The sequence below is a fragment of the Cellulomonas denverensis genome, from assembly GCF_012396125.1.
Lineage (GTDB): Bacteria > Actinomycetota > Actinomycetes > Actinomycetales > Cellulomonadaceae > Cellulomonas > Cellulomonas denverensis.
This window is the reverse complement of sequence record NZ_JAAXOX010000001.1, coordinates 24,641-39,989: the sequence shown is the minus strand read 5'-3', so window position 1 is coordinate 39,989 and position 15,349 is coordinate 24,641. Positions and strand designations below refer to the sequence as shown.

The following is a 15,349-nucleotide window of genomic DNA, read 5'->3' as shown; positions in this document are numbered from 1 at the left end:
GACCGCGGATCGAAACGATTCGGCGCCCGTCGTCGCGGCGTGGGACCATGGCGGACGAGATGAACTCCCACACCCCCGTCAGCCGGAACACCGCCAAGTACGTCCTGATGCTCGGTGTGATGACCGCCCTGCCGGCGATCTCCACCGACATCTACCTGCCGTCGCTGCCCGATGTGGCCGCCGACCTGCACACCAGCGGGACGATGGCGCAGCTGACCATCACCTGCATGATGATCGGCGGCGCGGTCGGCCAGCTGGTGGTCGGGCCGCTGTCCGACCGCTTCGGCCGCCGCCTGCCGGTGCTGATCGGCGTCGCCCTGCACGTGGTCACCTCGGTGCTGTGCGCGATCTCGCCGGCGATCGTGCCGCTGATCGTGCTGCGCGCGGCTCAGGGCTTCTTCAACGCCTCGGCCACCGTGGTCGCGATGGCGGTGATCCGGGACCGGTTCGTCGGGCCGGACGCCTCCCGGCTGCTGTCCCGGCTGATGCTGGTGATCGGGGTGGCGCCGCTGTTCGCCCCGTCGATCGGTGGGCTGATCGCCGGGCAGTGGGGCTGGCGGGCGGTGTTCCTCGCGCTGGCGGTGTACGGCGTGGTGCTGTGGTTCGTCGTGCTGCTCCGGCTGCCGGAGACCCTGCCCGCGGAGCGCCGGATCGGATCGGTGGCCGGGGCGTGGCGCGGGTACCGGGTGCTGGTGCGCGACCGGCACTTCGTGGCGCTCGCGGTGATGCCGGGCCTGGGCCAGGCGGTGCTGATGAGCTACGTGGTCGGCTCGCCGTTCGTGCTCCGGGAGGGCTTCGACCTGTCGCCGAACGAGTTCGCGCTGATCTTCGCGGTGAACGGCCTCGGCCTAGTCGCCGGGGCGCAGGTGAACGCGTCCATCGTCCGGCGGGTGGCACCGATCCGGATCATCCGCACCGCGCTGCCGGTCTGCGTGGCGCTGACCGGGGTGCTGCTCGCCCTGGTGCTGACCGGGGCCGGCGGCCTGCTGGGCCTGCTGATCGTGCTGTTCCTGCTGCTGTCGATCCTCAACTTCATCCCGCCGAACGCCTCGGCGATCGCGCTGTCCCGGCACGGGGAGCGGGCCGGCACCGCGGCGGCCTTCATCGGCGCCTGCCAGGCGGGGGTGGCCGGGCTGGTCAGCCCGCTGGTCGGCGTGCTCGGTGAGGACGCCCCGGCGATGGGCACCGTGATGTTCGGCGCCGCGGTGCTGGCGCTCGCGGTGCTGGCGCTGGCGACCCCGGCCTACCGGCGTGGCGGCTGGTCGCACACCGAGCAGCCGGCGGTGGCCGGTTAGGAGCGTTCGCCGCCAGGCAGGTCAGTCCAGCGACTTGGTGAAGTGGTGCGAGCTGATGTGCATCCGCTCGCGCAGGTAGAACCGGTGGGCGTCGTACCGCTGCACCCCCGAGTCCAGGTCGATCACCCGGCAGCCGAGGTCCCGGGCGCGGTGGGTCAGTTCGCCCAGCAGCGCAGAGCCGTAGCCGTGCGACCGGTGGGCGGCGGCGGTGCTGAGATCGTCCACGAACAGCTTGCGCAGCGCGTGGGTGTTGGCGATCACCCGCCAGCCCGCCACCGCCCGGACGAGGCCGCCGTCCACCGCGGCGGTGAACCGCAGGCCCTGCGGGGTGCCCTCGGCGAGCACGGCGTCCAACTGCTCGGCGGTCAGCTCGGGGCGCAGCTCCTGCAGCACCGGCAGCGCCTGGGCCCACAGCGGGTGGCCGGCGGGCAGGTCGACGAACTCGGTCATGGCCGCAGTCCTTCCAGTCGGGTGACGGCCTCGCGCAGCACCGTCTCCTGTTTGACGTAGGTGAAGCGGACCGCCGACCGCAGTTCGGTGGCGGCGGTGGAGCCGGGGTGGGTGAACGCGGTCACCGGGACGCCGACCACCCCGGCCCGGCCGGGCAGCTCGCGGCAGAACAGCTGGGCGTCGGCGACCCCGAGCCCGGCGGCGTCGGCGATCACGAAGTAGGTGCCGCGGGCCGGGGTGACGCCGAAGCCGGCCGCGGTCAGCCCGGCGCTGAGCAGGTCCCGGCGGGCGGCGAGCGAGGACGCCAGGGCGCCGACCCAGCCGGAGTCCGGGTCGCTCAGGGTCTCCAGCGCCAGGGCATGCGCGATCGCCGGCTGGAACGGGGCGCCGGTGGTGAAGGTGAGGAACTGCTTGACCGTGCGCACCGCGTCGACCAGCGGCGCAGGTCCGGTCAGCCAGCCGATCTTCCAGCCGGTGAAGGAGAAGGTCTTGCCGGCCGAGGACACCGTGAGCGTGCGCTGGGCGGCGCCGGGCAGGGTGGCCACCGGGATGTGCCGCAGGCCGTCGTAGACCAGGTGCTCGTAGACCTCGTCGGTGAGGATCAGCGCGTCGTGCCGGTGGGCGGCGGTGACCACCTCGGCGAGTTCGGTCGCGCTGAGCACCGCGCCGGTGGGGTTGTGCGGGGTGTTGAGCAGGATGATCCGGGTCCGGTCGGTGACCGCGGCGTGCAGCTCGTCCAGGTCCAGCCGGAAGCCGTCCGGGGCGGGGCGCAGCGCGACGGTGGTGTGCCGGGCGCCGGCCAGGGCGATCACCGCGGCGTAGGAGTCGTAGAACGGCTCCAGGGTGAGCACCTCGTCCCCGGGACCGGCCAGCGCGAGGATGCTCGCCGCCAGGGCCTCGGTGGCGCCGGTGGTGATCAGCACCTCGCGGTCGGGGTCGATGGCCAGGCCGTAGTGCCGGTGCTGGTGGGCGGCGACCGCGGTGCGCAGCTCCGGGATGCCGGGCCCCGGCGGGTACTGGTTCGCGCCGGCGGCGATCGCCTCGGCGGCGGCACTCTTGACCGAGTCCGGGCCGTCGACGTCCGGGAAGCCCTGGCCGAGGTTGAGCGCCCCGGTGCGGGCGGCGAGGGCGGACATCTCGGCGAAGATCGTCGCCCGCGGGCGCCCGTCGTCGCCGAGCAGGCCGGTGGCGTGGGCGACCTCGCGCCAGCGCCCGGTGGGCAGATCGTCGGTGCTCATCCCGGCCGAGAGTAGCCGGTCACACCCCCGCGGCGGCGAGCAGTCCGACCAGCACCAGGATCGCCAGTGAGGACCAGGCGCACACCACCCACCAGGCGGCGTGGTGCCGCTTGCGCAGGTGCGTGCGGGGCGCGGTCATACCCACCGGATCGGCAGCCCGGGGCCCGCGGACAAGGATTCCGGCGGGGGAATCTCAGCCCTGGGCCGACTCGACGTCGGTGGAGACCTTCTCCAGCTGGTCGGCCAGGGCCCGGAGCGCGTCGGCGGTGGTCTGGTCGACCCCGGCGGCGGCCGAGTCCAGGGCGCTGCGGGCGGCGTCCAGGTCGGTGCGCGCCTGGGAGAGCTGGTCCTGGGCGGCCTGCGAGCCGCTCTCGGTGGCCGCGTCGACCGCGGCATTCGCCTCGTCCAGGGCGGTGGAGGCTTGGTCCACCGCGTCCTGGGCGGCGGAGGTGGTGCCGGTGACCTGTTCCTTGGCGCGGTTCAGCGTGTCGCCGGCGTTGTCGATCGCCGCGGCCGCCTGGTCGGCGAGCTCACCGAGCCGGTCCACGGTGGCACCGGCCGACTCGACCGCGGACTGCGCCTGGTCGACCGCGTCCCGGGCCTCGGCGCAGCCCACCAGCAGCAGGCCGGCCAACGGGAGGACGGACAGGAGGAGGGCGGCAGGGGTGCGTCGCATCGGGTCAGTGTGACACCCGGGACTGAGTGCTCCGGACATGACGGTGCCCCGTCCGCTGCCGCAGCGGACGGGGCACCTGTCCGGGTGTCAGGAGGCCGGGGTCTCCTCGACGGTGGCGGCCTTGCGGGCCTTCACCTCGGCGACCGAGGTGCCGTAGTACGCGGCGGTCATGATCTCCTTCATGTCCTCGCGCATCGGCATCCGCGGGTTGGCCGGGGCGCACTGGTCCTCGTAGGCGCCCATCGCCACCTCGTCCAGGCGGGAGATGAAGTCCTGCTCGTCCACGCCCTGGGCCTGGAACGAGTTCGGGATGCCGACCTTGGCGCGCAGCGCCTCGATCGCCACCGCGTAGGACTCCACGCCCTGCTCCGGGGTCTCGGCCGGCAGACCCAGCATCTGGGCGATCTGCTGGAACCGCTCCGGGGCGACGTAGTGCTCGTACTTCGGCCAGCTGGTGAGCTTGGTCGGGATCTGGCCGTTGTACCGGATCACGTGCGGCAGCAGGGTCGCGTTGGTCCGGCCGTGCACCAGGTGGAAGGTCGAGCCGATCACGTGGGCCATCGCGTGCACGATCCCCAGGAACGCGTTCCCGAAGGCCATGCCGGCGATGGTGCCCGCGTTGTGCATCTTCTCCCGGGCGTCCTTGGTCGCCGGGTCGGCCGGGTCGCCGTTCACCGACTGGGCCAGGTTGTCGAAGATCAGCCGGATCGCCTGCAGGGCCATGCCGTCGGTGAAGTCGTTGGCGTAGACCGCCACGAACGCCTCGGTGGCGTGGGTCAGGGCGTCGAAGCCGGAGTCCGCAGCCAGGCTGGCCGGCATCTTGGAGGTCAGCACCGGGTCGATGATCGCCACGGTCGGGGTCAGCGCGTAGTCGGCCAGCGGGTACTTCTTGCCGGCCTCCGGGTCGGAGATCACCGCGAACGGGGTGACCTCGGCGCCGGTGCCCGAGGTGGTCGGGATGCAGACCAGCTTGGCCAGGTCACCCAGCACCGGGAACTTGAACGCCCGCTTGCGCACGTCGAAGAACTTCTGCTTCAGGTCGCTGAAGACGATCTCCGGGTGCTCGTACAGCAGCCACATCACCTTGGCGGCGTCCATCGGCGAGCCACCGCCCAGCGCGATGATGGTGTCCGGGCGGAAGTGCCGCATCTGGGCCGCACCGGCCTGCACGGTCTGCACCGAGGGCTCCGGCTCGACCTGGTCGATGATCTGCACCGACACCTTGTTGGGGCGGCGGTTCAGCACCTCCAGGACCCGGTCGACGAAGCCGAGGGTGGTCATCGTGGCGTCGGTCACGATGGTGACCCGCTCCACGTCGGCCATGTCGGACAGGTACCGGATCGCGTTCGGCTCGAAGTACGTCTTGGCCGGCACCTTGAACCACTGCAAGTTGTTGTTCCTCCGGCCCACGCGCTTGATGTTCACCAGGTTGATCGCCGACACGTTGTTGGACACCGAGTTGTGGCCATAGGAGCCGCAGCCCAGGGTCAGCGACGGGATGAAGGCGTTGTAGATGTCGCCGATGCCGCCCAGCGAGGACGGGGCGTTGCAGATCACCCGGATCGCCTTGACCCGGCGGCCGTACTCGACGGTCAGCGCCTCGTCCTGGGTGTGGATCGCGGCCGAGTGACCCAGGCCGTCGAACTCCACCATCTGCTCGGCGAGCTGGAAGCCGTGCTCGGTGCTGGTCGCACGCAGGACCGCGAGCACCGGGCACAGCTTCTCCCGGGTCAGCGGCTCGTGCGGGCCGACGCCGCTGACCTCGGCCAGGATGATCGAGGTCTGCTCGGGCACGGAGAACCCGGCCTGCTCGGCGATCCACTGCGGCGACTTGCCGACCACGGTGGGGTTCAGCTTCGCGTCGGCGCAGTTCTTGCCCTTGGCCTCGACGCCGAAGATGAACTTCTCCAGCAGCGCCTTCTCCTTCTTGCTCGCCTTGTAGGCGTGCAGGACGGCGAACTCGGCCAGCGCGGCGTCGTAGATCTCGTCGTCCAGGATGACGGCCTGCTCGGAGGCGCAGATCATGCCGTTGTCGAAGGACTTGCTCAGCACCACGTCGTTGACCGCGCGCTTGAGCTTGGCCGACTTCTCGATGTAGGCCGGGACGTTGCCGGCGCCGACGCCCAGGGCCGGCTTGCCGCAGGAGTAGGCCGACTTCACCATCGCGTTGCCACCGGTCGCCAGGATCGTGGAGACCCCGGGGTGGTTCATCAGGGTGCTGGTGGCCTCCATCGACGGAGTCTCGACCCACTGGATGCAGTACTCCGGCGCCCCGGCGGCGACCGCCGCGTCCCGGACGATCTTCGCGGCGGCCACCGAGGACTGCTGCGCGTTCGGGTGGAAGGCGAAGATGATCGGGTTGCGGGTCTTCAGCGCGATCAGCGCCTTGAAGATCGCGGTGGAGGTGGGGTTGGTCACCGGGGTCATGGCGCAGATCACGCCGACCGGCTCGGCGATCTCGGTGATGCCGTTGATCTCGTCCTCGTGGATGACACCGACCGTCTTGAGCGAGGACATCGAGTTGGTGACGTGCTCGCAGGCGAAGATGTTCTTGACGGCCTTGTCCTCGAAGACGCCGCGGCCGGTCTCGTTGACGGCGAGCTCGGCCAGGTGACCGTGCTGGTCCAGCGCGGCGACGGCGGCCTTCTTCACCAGGCGGTCGACGTCCTCCTGGGTGAAACGTGCGTACTCCGCCAGGGCCTTGGTGGCGCCTGCGACCAGCTGGTCGATCGCAGCGGCGACGCCCGTGTCGGTGCTCGTGGTGGTGGTCACGCGGGTCTCCCGAGTGTTCGGATGGGGGTGGGCTGAGGGCGACGGTGACCTCGTGACAACGAGACTACGTGACTGTGTTCACAAAGTCTGGGGCACAGGTCCTACGACTTTGGGCCCGGGTGCTCCGCCGCGGTGCGGGCTAGTTCCGCGGGAGCGGGGCGCGCGGTACGTCCGCACCGGCCCTCCTAGCGGGGAGCTCCGGGTACTCAGCGGGTGTCGCTGACCACCTCATCGCACCGTCACGCCACGCAATGCCCTGGAAGTCGGGCCGCGAGTCGGCGTCCTGCTGCCAGCCTCCCGTCGTATCGACGGCGGACGGGGCGGCAGGGTGGCGGATCTCACGGTGGACCTCGCGGCGGCGCAGCAGGCGCGCTCGCGGCTGCACTCGCTGTCGGCCGATGTCGGCTGGGACCTGGGGCACGTCCGGGTCGACCCGGGCTCCACCCGGGTCGGCGAGGCGATCGAGGCGTGGCTGGTGCATCAGTCGCAGCACACCGGCGCGCTGGCCGCCCGGGTCTGGGCCGGCGGTGACGCGGTGGCCGAGGCCGCCGGGATCCTGGCCGACACCGACCGGGAGATCGCGGTGCGCGGTCACGGACTCGGCACGATGGTGGCGCGATGACCACCTGGGACCGGGACGACCCCGGTGCCGGCGACCTGGACACGCTGGACGAGATCGTCGATCGAGCAGCCCGCCACCTGAGCTCGCTGCCGGGCACCGCGGGGGAGATCACCGCCCTGGTGCAGGACACCCGCACGCGGTGGACCGGGGCGGCGGCGGAGTCGTGGGAGCGGTCGATGCTCGACCGCGCGGCCCAGGTCGACGCCGCCGCCGACGGACTCCGCCGCGGGGCGGAGACGGTGAACGCCTACGCCGGGGCGGTCCGGGACCTCCGAGTCCGCGCCCGCACGGCCGGCGAGGACTTCGATCAGTCCCGGCACGACCTGGCCCGCACGAACCTCACGCTGACCACCCTGCAGCGACAACCGGACCCGGACCCGTGGGAGCTGCGCCTGGCGGTGCGAGCGGTCCAGAACGCCGACCAGCTGCTGCTGGACCACCAGGCGGCGCTGGACCGGCTGGTGACCGAGCGGCAGCAGCTCGACGACGATCTGGTCGCCGCGCTGTCCGCCGAGGTCCCGCCGGTGTGGTCCCAGGCCGGCGGGGCGGGTCGGGCGGTCTCCACCGACGTCCTCGCGCAGGGGCCGGCCGGGATGGCCCGTTGGGTGCTGGACCTGCCGGACGGGCCGACCGGTGACGCGCTGGCCCGCTGGCTGGTGTCCATGCTGACCCCGGAGGAGTTCGACGCCCTGCTCACTGCCTGCCCGCAGCTGGCGGTCCGCCTGATGGGCGACGATGCCGGCGCGTTCGGCGCGCAGTATCCGGAGCTGGCCGCCGCCTTGAAGGTGTCCGACCCGCAGCGCCGGATCGACGCGGTCCTGGCGGCGTGCCAGCACCTGGGTGCGGACGAGCTCGCATTGCTGGCGCGGATGTACCCCGGCATGGTGCACAACCTGGACGGCGTGCCGTTGACCACCCGGATCGCGGCGAACCGGGTGGCGATCACCGCGGCGCTGGCCGAGGCGGACGCGCAGATCACCCGGACGCTCGCCGAGATCGAGCGGGAGGACGACGCCGGCCGGCTGCTGGCCCTGCGTGTGGAGCTCGCACAGCTGCGCCGGGACCGGGACTGGTACGACCAGCTGCTGACCGAGCAGATCAAGACCATCGATGCCGACGGCGCGGAGGTCCCCCGGGTCGGGCACCAGGTGGTGCTCTTCGATCCGGCCGCCGGACGGTTCGGCGAGCTGGTCGGCTACGCCGGGGCGCCGAACGTCGCCGTCCTGGTCGGCGGGACCGGGACGAACCTGGGGAACATGGACGGCCAGTTCGAGCGGGCCTGGGAGTTCGTCGACGAGGGGAGTCCCGACCTGGCGGTGATCACCTATCTCGGCGGCCCAATGCCACAGAGCGTGCTGGTCCGCGACCAGTCGGTGCCCGACCAGCGCAGCTTCGAGGCCTTCGACTCGGCGTATGCGCTGTCCATCGCACCCCATCTGGCGTCCTTCGCCAACGGCGTCAAGGCGGTCACCGGCGCCACGATCACGGTGGCCGGACATTCCTACGGCGGGTCGGTGGTCGGCCGGGCCGAGGTGGCGGGCATGGTGGTCGACCGGGTGCTGCACATCGAGTCGGCCGGCGCGGGCCCCGGCGTCGGCACGACCCAGGACTACGCGGCGCCGGACACGCCCCGGTACTCGATGACCGCCCCGGGCGACCCGATCACGCTCGCCCAGGGCACCGGCATCGGTACCGTGCTCGGGCACGGCCTGGACCCGGACGAGCTGCCCGGCGTGACCCAGCTGGAGACCGGGCGCGTTGACCGCAACGACCCGTACAGCGGAGTGCTGTCCGGGCCGGCCTCGCACAGCGGGGTGTTCGAATCACGATCCGACGCCTGGGCGAACATCCTCGCGGTGATGATCGGCGGGGAGGTCACCGTGTGGACCGACCCCACCGTGTTCATCGGCTCCGGGGTGACGGACGAGCACTACACCTACCCGATGCAGGACCCGGGGTTCGTGCCGCCGACCGAGGCAGTGCGGTGAGCGGGCGGGCTCGGCGGGTCGGTGCCATGTCGGCGGTCGTGGTGGCGGTCGCGCTGTCCGGGTGTGCGTCGGGCCCGAGCCAGGACGTGCGAATGACGGATGCGCGCGCGACGTACGAGGTCGCCGTGGAGCTGGCCGACGAGGTGCTGGCGCACGCCCGGGAGGTGTTCCCCGAGTTGACCTTCGAGCTGAACACCTACCCGGGCTGGGGCGACGACTGGTCGGCGTGTTCGGACGAGCCCTACGGGGGTGAGACTCCGCCTCGGTCGTTCAAGTGGCACCCGACCCGACACACGGAGGTGCTGCCGGCCGATCCGCCGGGGACGGTGCAGCTGATCATGCCGATCGCGCAGGCGTACCTCGATGGCGGCTGGGAGATCGGCCGGGACAACCTCGACCAGGACCACCCGACGCTGACCATTCACCACGACGGCTTCGCGATCCGGTTCATCGCCCGGAACCGGAACGCGGCACCGAACATTGTCAACCGCCTGGACTTCTTCATCTCCGGCCCGTGTCAGTACTCCCCGGACGACCTGATGGACTTCGACCCCGCGCATCCCGGGGACTACTTCGATGACCGGTGAGGACAGGGCGGCCATGCCGGTGGAGCGGGTGAGTCCAGAGCAGGTCCAGCCGCACCGGGCTCGAGCCACCGGCCGAAGGGAGGCGGCGCGGTGAGCGGGCTGGCGCGCCGGGTCGGCGCAGTGTTGGCGGTCGTGGTGTCGGTCGGGTTGTCGGGGTGTGCGTCGGGTCCGAGCCAGGAGGTGCGGGCGACGGATGCGCGCGCGACGTATGAGGTCGCGGTGGAGTTGGCCGATGAGGTGCTGGCGCACGCCCGGGAGGTGTTCCCGGAGTTGACCTTCGAGCTGAACACCTACCCGGGCTGGGGCGATGACTGGTCGGCGTGTTCCGACGAGCCCTACGGGGGTGAGACCCCGCCGCGGTCGTTCACATGGCACCCGACCCGGAACACGGAGGTGCTGCCGGCCGACCCGCCGGGAACCGCGCACCTGATCATGCCGATCGCGCAGGCGTACCTCGACGACGGCTGGGTGATCGGCCGGGACAACCTCGACCAGGACCACCCGGTGTTGACGATCCGCAAGGACGGCTTCGTGATCCGGTTCATCGCTCGCGACGTCGGCGTGGAGATGTACAACCGCCTGGACTTCTTCATCTCAGGTCCGTGCCAGTACTCCCCGGACGACCTGATGGACTTCGACCCCGCGGATCCCGACGCCTACTTCGACCGGGCATGACCGGCTAGATCCGGTTGATCGGCGCGGCGTCCAGCGACTCGTCCTCCAGGTCCAGCTCGCGCAGCACCTGGCGCATCACCACCTCGTCCACGTGCCCGGCGTCCCGCTCGGCCATCAGGGTGGCGCGCTGGGCGGCGACCACGTCCCGCCGGAGGTCCTGCAGTGCGCGGGTGCGGCTGGTGCTGACCTTCGCCAGGTCGTCGTCGGAGGCGATCGAGGGGTCGAGCATGACCACGGTGGCCCGTTCCCGGCGGGCGATGCCCTCGGCCAGGCCGTTGGTCAGCAGCCCGGCGCGCTGTTCGCCCAGGGTGGGCGCCCACTGCCGGCGGCGCTGCTCGATCACCTCCTGGGCGGCGCGGGCGGTGGCCATCCGCAGCCGCGCCTCCTGGGCCCGGTCGCGCAGGTCGTCGTCGTCCGAGCGCACCCCGAGCCGGCGGATCAGCCAGGGCAGCGACAGGCCCTGGATCAGCAGGGTGCCGATCGCCACCGCGTAGGCCACCAGCTGCAGGGTGGCCCGGTCCGGGAACTCGGCGCTGCCGGCCATCGCCGGGATACCGGCCGCGGCGGCGAGGGTGACCACCCCGCGCATCCCGGCCCAGCTCACCACCGCCGACTCCCGGGCGGACAGCGCGTCGGACAGGTCGCGGTGCGAGCCGGGCAGCCGGAGGTGGTCGAACCAGGCGGTGGCGAAGACGTACAGCGGCCGGATCAGGATGGACGTGCCGAGCACCGCCGTCGCCAGCACCACTGCGGTGGTCAGCCCCTCGTGCGAGGCCCGGACGTCCGCGATCAGCCAGGGCAGTTGCACGCCGATCAGTGCGAAGGTGAAGGACTCCAGCAGCAGGTCCAGGGTCTCCCAGATCGGGTCCTGCACCAGACGGGTGGCGTAGCCGGCGCTCGGGGCGGTGTGGCCCAGGTACAGCCCCGCGCTGACCACCGCCAGCACGCCGGAACCGGTCAGGTGCTCGGCACCCCAGTAGCAGGCGAACGGGGTCAGCAGCGCGATGGTCGAGGACACCACCGGGTCGTCGAACCGCAGTCGCAACCGGTGCACCACCCAGCCGATCACCAGCCCGGACGACACCCCGACCAGCACCGCCAGGGCGAAGGTGGTCAGGCCCTCCGACCAGGCCCAGGCCCCGGAGGCGGCACCGGCCAGCGCGACCTTGTACAGCGTGAGGGAGGTGGCGTCGTTGATCAGGGACTCGCCGGAGATCACGGTCATCACCCGGCGGGGCAGGCCGAGTTTGCGGCCCACCGCGGCGGCGGCGACCGCATCCGGCGGGGCGACCACCGCGCCCAGCACCAGCGCCGCCGCGAACGGCAGCTCCGGCACCAGCGCCCAGGCGACCAGCGCCACCGCCAGGGCCGAGACCAGCACCAGGCCCACGCCCAGCCGCACGATCGAGTTCAGCGACCGGCGCATGTCCTGGTAGGAGGCCGACCGGGCCGCGGAGAACAGCAGCGGCGGGAGCACGAACTCCAGGATCAGCTGGGGGTCGATGTCGTACTCCGGCACCCCGGGCAGGTACGAGACCACCAGCCCCGCGGCCACCAGCACCAGTGGGGCCGGCCAGCCGCGGCGTCGGCAGATCGCGGTGATCACCACCGCCCCGGCGATCAGGGCGAAGATCTGGGCGCGGTCCACGGGCGGCTCCTCGACGTCGGCTGGTTCCGACGATAAGCCGCCGCCCGGACCCCCGATGTGAATCCGGTGGGTCCGGGCGGTGGATCAGGCTCCGGTGGGCGGCACGCCCAGCGCCGGGTGGTCCGGGACGCTGGCAGTGATCACGGTGCCGTCGGCGCGGCGGCTGCCCTCGATGTCGCGGACGGTCGGGGTGCCGATCAGGCGCGGGGCCGGGGCCAGCGGCACGGTGACCGGGTCGCCGGACCGGACGGTGACCGACTCGCCACGGACCAGGAGGCTGGCCTGGTCGCCGTCCTCCACGGTCAGCCGCAGCTCGGTGTGCCGGACGTCGACCCGGACCCGGGTGCCGTGCAGCGCGATCCGGAAGGTCAGGCCGTCCCAGACCTCCGGCAGCCGCGGGTCGAGGGAAATGACGCCCTCGTGGTCGCGCATCCCGCCGAAGCCGCAGGCCAGGGCGCTCCACACCCCGCCGAGCGAGGCCACGTGCACCCCGTCGGAGGTGTTGTGGTGCAGGTCGGCCAGGTCGACGTAGGCCGCCGAGGTGAAGTACCGCAGCGCGAGCTCCTGGTACCCGACCTCGGAGGCGATGATCGACTGCACCACCGCGGACAGGGTGGAGTCGCCGGTGGTCAGCGGGTCGTAGTAGTCGAAGTCGGCCAGCTTCTCCTCGGCGGTGAACTGGTCGCCCTGCAGGAACAGCGCCAGCACCACGTCCGCCTGCTTGAGCACCTGGAACCGGTAGATCACCAGCGGGTGGTAGTAGAGCAGCAGCGGGCGCTTGCTCGGGTCGGTGTTGGCCAGGTCCCACAGCTCCTTCTCCAGGAACTGCGCGTCCTGCGGGTGGATGCCCAGCCGCTCGTCGAACGGGATCGCCATCCGCTCGGCGGCCCGGGCGAACTCGTCCAGCTCGTCCTGGGTCAGGCGCAGGCGCTCCAGCAGTGCGGCGTGCGCGCCGGGGTCCTCCTGGGCCAGCCGGTCCACCGCGTCCACCGCGCCGCGCAGGTTGGCCCGGGCCATCACGTTGGTGAACAGGTTGTCGTTCACCACGGTGGTGTACTCGTCGGGGCCGGTCACGCCGTGGATGTGGAAGGTGGCGTCCCCGTTCTGCCCGCGCCAGAAGCCCAGGTCGGCCCACATCCGGGCGGTCTCGACCAGGATGTCCACCGCCTCGCGGGCGAGGAAGCCCAGGTCGCCGGTGGCCGCCACGTACTGCTTGACGGCGTGGGCGATGTCCGCGTCGATGTGGTACTGCGCGGTGCCGGCGGCGTAGTACGCGCTGGCCTCCTCGCCGTTGATGGTCCGCCACGGGAACAGCGCACCGTTCTGGTTCAGCTCGGCCGCCCGCTCCCGGGCGCTGTCCAGCATCGTGTACCGGAACCGCAGCGCGTTCCGGGCGATCCGCGGCGAGGTGTAGGTCAGGAAGGGCAGGACGTAGATCTCGGTGTCCCAGAAGTAGTGCCCGGAGTAGCCCGAGCCGGTCAGGCCCTTGGCCGGGATGCCGTTGCCCTCGGCGCGGGCGGTGGCCTGAGCGATCTGGAACAGGTTCCAGCGGATCGCCTGCTGCAGCTCCGGCTGGCCGGGCACCTCGACGTCGCTGCGGGCCCAGAAGGCGTCCAGCCACTGCCGCTGCTCGGTGAACTGGTACTCGACGCCCTCGCCGGCCACCCGGTCCAGGGTGCGGCGGCAGCGGTCGACCAGTTCCTTGGCCGGCACGCCGCGGGAGGAGTGGTAGGCGACCACCTTGGTGATGGTGATCGACTTCCCCTGCTTGGCGTCGATCCGGTAGACGTGCTTGGCCAGATCCTCCTCGACCAGCGTGCGCTCCTCGAAGGAGTTCTCGGTCTCGATGGTGTGGTCGGCGGCCACCGCCAGGGTCATCCCGGAGTCGGCCACCCGGTAGCCGAGCACGTACCGGCCGCCGGCCGCCCAGTGCAGACTCGGCACCAGCACCCGGTTCTTCAGCGTCTCCGCCTTGCGCGGGTCGAAGCCCTCGCCCATCGCGGCGGCGCGCACGTGGTACTCGTCCTGGCCGTCCTGCCGGTTCAGCATCTGGCTGGACAGCACGATCGGGGCGTCCGCGTCCAGCAGGGTGACCTCGTAGGTCATCACCGCCAGGTGCCGCTCGGTGAAGGACACCATCCGGCGGCTGCGCACCCGGACGGTCTTGCCGGACGGGGTCTGCCAGATCAGGTCCCGGCGCAGCACGCCGTCCCGGAAGTCCAGGGTGCGCTCGTACTGGTGCAGGTCGGCCACGGTGAGCAGCAGCGGCTCGTCGTCCACGTACAGCCGGATGATCTTGCTGTCCGGCACGTTGACGATGGTCTGGCCGACCCGGGCGAAGCCGTAGGCCTCCTCGGCGTGCCGGATCGGCCAGGTCTCGTGGAAGCCGTTGATGAACGTGCCGTGGGCGAAGGAGTCCCGGCCCTCCTCGACGTTGCCGCGCATCCCCAGGTAGCCGTTGGCCACCGCGAACAGCGTCTCGGTGCGCCCCAGGTCGGAGGCGTCGTAGCGGGTCTCCCGCAGACCCCAGGCGTCCGGCGGGAACCGGTGCCGGTCGATCGGGTCCGGGGTGAACAGTGAGGAGGGGTTCACAGGGGGGTGCTTCCGTGCTCGGGGGTCTCGGGGGTGACGTCGGAGAGGAGTTCGGCCAGGTCCTGCACGACCAGGTCGGCGCCGTTCGCGATCAGGGCGTCGGCACCGGCGCCGCGGTCCACGCCCACGACCAGGCCGAAGTCGCCGGCCCGGCCGGAGGCGACCCCGGACTCGGCGTCCTCGACCACGACGGCGCGGGCGGCGGGCACGCCGAGCTGGGCGGCGGCGTCCAGGTAGGTGTCCGGGGCGGGCTTGCCCGGCAGGCCACGCTCGGCGGCGACCAGGCCGTCCACCACCACCGGGAACCGGTCGGTCAGGCCCGCGGCGGCGAGCACCGGCACCGCGTTGCGCGAGGAGGACACCACGGCCACCCCGACCCCCTGCGCGATCAGCGCGTCGACCAGGGCCACCGACCCGGGGTAGGGGGTGACGCCCTCGGTCCGCAGCACCTCGGTGAACACCGCGTTCTTCCGGTTGCCCAGCCCGCAGACCGTCTCGGCCTCCGGGCCGTCCGACGGGTCGCCCCAGGGCAGCGCGATCCCGCGGCCGGCCAGCAGGCTGTGCACGCCGTCGTAGCGCGGCTTGCCGTCGATGAACGCGAAGTAGTCGGCATCGGTGTAGGGCGCGACGCCGTGGGCGGCGAGCACCGGGGTGAACAACCGGGCCCAGGCGTGCATGTGCACCACGGCGGTGGGGGTCAGCACGCCGTCCAGGTCGAACAGGACGGCGGACATGCCGTCCAGGACGCCGTTCAAGCGGGGACCGGGAGTGGGGGACACGATGCTCCAGGGCGGGTCGCGGGCACA

13 protein-coding genes are annotated in these 15,349 nt (G+C 71.9%); 5 read left to right on the top strand and 8 right to left on the bottom strand.

Going from position 1 to position 15,349, the window contains the following annotated elements; all coding sequences use genetic code 11:
* The first annotated feature begins 59 nt into the window (after positions 1-59).
* Complete coding sequence (locus HGA03_RS00175; protein ID WP_239073631.1) at positions 60-1,295, top strand: multidrug effflux MFS transporter; 1,236 nt, start codon at positions 60-62, stop codon at positions 1,293-1,295.
* Between the two features lie 21 nt (positions 1,296-1,316).
* Here the strand turns inward: HGA03_RS00175 and HGA03_RS00170 are convergent, their stop codons facing one another.
* The 5 genes from HGA03_RS00170 to adhE all read right to left on the bottom strand — a co-directional run bounded on the left by HGA03_RS00170 (position 1,317) and on the right by adhE (position 6,431).
* The gene (locus HGA03_RS00170) at positions 1,317-1,745 is read right to left on the bottom strand and encodes a GNAT family N-acetyltransferase (RefSeq protein WP_168628212.1); all 429 of its coding nucleotides are present in this window, start codon (positions 1,743-1,745) and stop codon (positions 1,317-1,319) included.
* On the bottom strand, positions 1,742-2,983 hold the full coding sequence (locus HGA03_RS00165; protein WP_168628211.1) for a pyridoxal phosphate-dependent aminotransferase: 1,242 nt from the start codon (positions 2,981-2,983) through the stop codon (positions 1,742-1,744). Before HGA03_RS00165 ends, HGA03_RS00170 begins: the two co-directional genes overlap by 4 nt.
* A 19-nt stretch (positions 2,984-3,002) precedes the next feature.
* Positions 3,003-3,122 (bottom strand): molybdopterin oxidoreductase, encoded by a 120-nt coding sequence (locus tag HGA03_RS00160; protein WP_168628210.1) that lies wholly within the window; start codon positions 3,120-3,122, stop codon positions 3,003-3,005.
* 54 nt (positions 3,123-3,176) lie between these two features.
* Positions 3,177-3,659 (bottom strand): HlyD family secretion protein, encoded by a 483-nt coding sequence (locus HGA03_RS00155; RefSeq protein WP_168628209.1) that lies wholly within the window; start codon positions 3,657-3,659, stop codon positions 3,177-3,179.
* An 87-nt stretch (positions 3,660-3,746) separates the two neighbouring features.
* On the bottom strand, positions 3,747-6,431 hold the full coding sequence (gene adhE / locus HGA03_RS00150) for a bifunctional acetaldehyde-CoA/alcohol dehydrogenase (protein WP_168628208.1): 2,685 nt from the start codon (positions 6,429-6,431) through the stop codon (positions 3,747-3,749).
* A 328-nt stretch (positions 6,432-6,759) separates the two neighbouring features.
* Here adhE and HGA03_RS00145 point away from each other — a divergent pair, with 328 nt between their 5' ends.
* The 4 genes from HGA03_RS00145 (at position 6,760) to HGA03_RS00130 (ending at position 10,303) form a co-directional block, all read left to right on the top strand.
* Positions 6,760-7,053: a hypothetical protein gene (locus HGA03_RS00145; RefSeq protein WP_168628207.1), complete on the top strand. Its 294-nt coding sequence runs from the start codon at positions 6,760-6,762 to the stop codon at positions 7,051-7,053.
* On the top strand, positions 7,050-9,041 hold the full coding sequence (locus HGA03_RS00140) for an alpha/beta hydrolase (protein WP_168628206.1): 1,992 nt from the start codon (positions 7,050-7,052) through the stop codon (positions 9,039-9,041). The genes HGA03_RS00145 and HGA03_RS00140 overlap by 4 nt, the downstream gene beginning before the upstream one ends.
* Positions 9,042-9,133: 92 nt before the next feature.
* Positions 9,134-9,628, top strand: a complete 495-nt coding sequence (locus HGA03_RS00135; RefSeq protein WP_168628205.1) for a hypothetical protein — start codon at positions 9,134-9,136, stop codon at positions 9,626-9,628.
* A gap of 90 nt (positions 9,629-9,718) precedes the next feature.
* Complete coding sequence (locus HGA03_RS00130; RefSeq protein ID WP_168628204.1) at positions 9,719-10,303, top strand: hypothetical protein; 585 nt, start codon at positions 9,719-9,721, stop codon at positions 10,301-10,303.
* Positions 10,304-10,307: 4 nt separating this feature from the next.
* Here HGA03_RS00130 and HGA03_RS00125 read toward each other — a convergent pair whose 3' ends face one another.
* From HGA03_RS00125 to HGA03_RS00115, 3 genes are all read right to left on the bottom strand, one after another.
* Entirely contained in the window at positions 10,308-11,951 is a 1,644-nt protein-coding gene (locus HGA03_RS00125; RefSeq protein ID WP_203767522.1) for a Na+/H+ antiporter, read from the bottom strand.
* Between the two features lie 84 nt (positions 11,952-12,035).
* Positions 12,036-14,543 (bottom strand): glycoside hydrolase family 65 protein, encoded by a 2,508-nt coding sequence (locus HGA03_RS00120; RefSeq protein ID WP_168628203.1) that lies wholly within the window; start codon positions 14,541-14,543, stop codon positions 12,036-12,038.
* Entirely contained in the window at positions 14,540-15,277 is a 738-nt protein-coding gene (locus HGA03_RS00115) for an HAD family hydrolase (RefSeq protein ID WP_168628202.1), read from the bottom strand. Before HGA03_RS00115 ends, HGA03_RS00120 begins: the two co-directional genes overlap by 4 nt.
* Positions 15,278-15,349 lie beyond the last annotated feature (72 nt).

Excerpts from the sequence above, each read along its gene's own strand:
- HGA03_RS00175 (WP_239073631.1), top strand. The coding sequence starts at position 60 with ATGAACTCCCACACCCCCGTCAGCCGGAACACCGCCAAGTACGTCCTG.
- HGA03_RS00170 (WP_168628212.1), bottom strand. The coding sequence starts at position 1,745 with ATGACCGAGTTCGTCGACCTGCCCGCCGGCCACCCGCTGTGGGCCCAG.
- HGA03_RS00165 (WP_168628211.1), bottom strand. The coding sequence starts at position 2,983 with ATGAGCACCGACGATCTGCCCACCGGGCGCTGGCGCGAGGTCGCCCAC.
- HGA03_RS00160 (WP_168628210.1), bottom strand. The coding sequence starts at position 3,122 with ATGACCGCGCCCCGCACGCACCTGCGCAAGCGGCACCACGCCGCCTGG.
- HGA03_RS00155 (WP_168628209.1), bottom strand. The coding sequence starts at position 3,659 with ATGCGACGCACCCCTGCCGCCCTCCTCCTGTCCGTCCTCCCGTTGGCC.
- HGA03_RS00140 (WP_168628206.1), top strand. The coding sequence starts at position 7,050 with ATGACCACCTGGGACCGGGACGACCCCGGTGCCGGCGACCTGGACACG.
- HGA03_RS00135 (WP_168628205.1), top strand. The coding sequence starts at position 9,134 with ATGACGGATGCGCGCGCGACGTACGAGGTCGCCGTGGAGCTGGCCGAC.
- HGA03_RS00115 (WP_168628202.1), bottom strand. The coding sequence starts at position 15,277 with ATGTCCGCCGTCCTGTTCGACCTGGACGGCGTGCTGACCCCCACCGCC.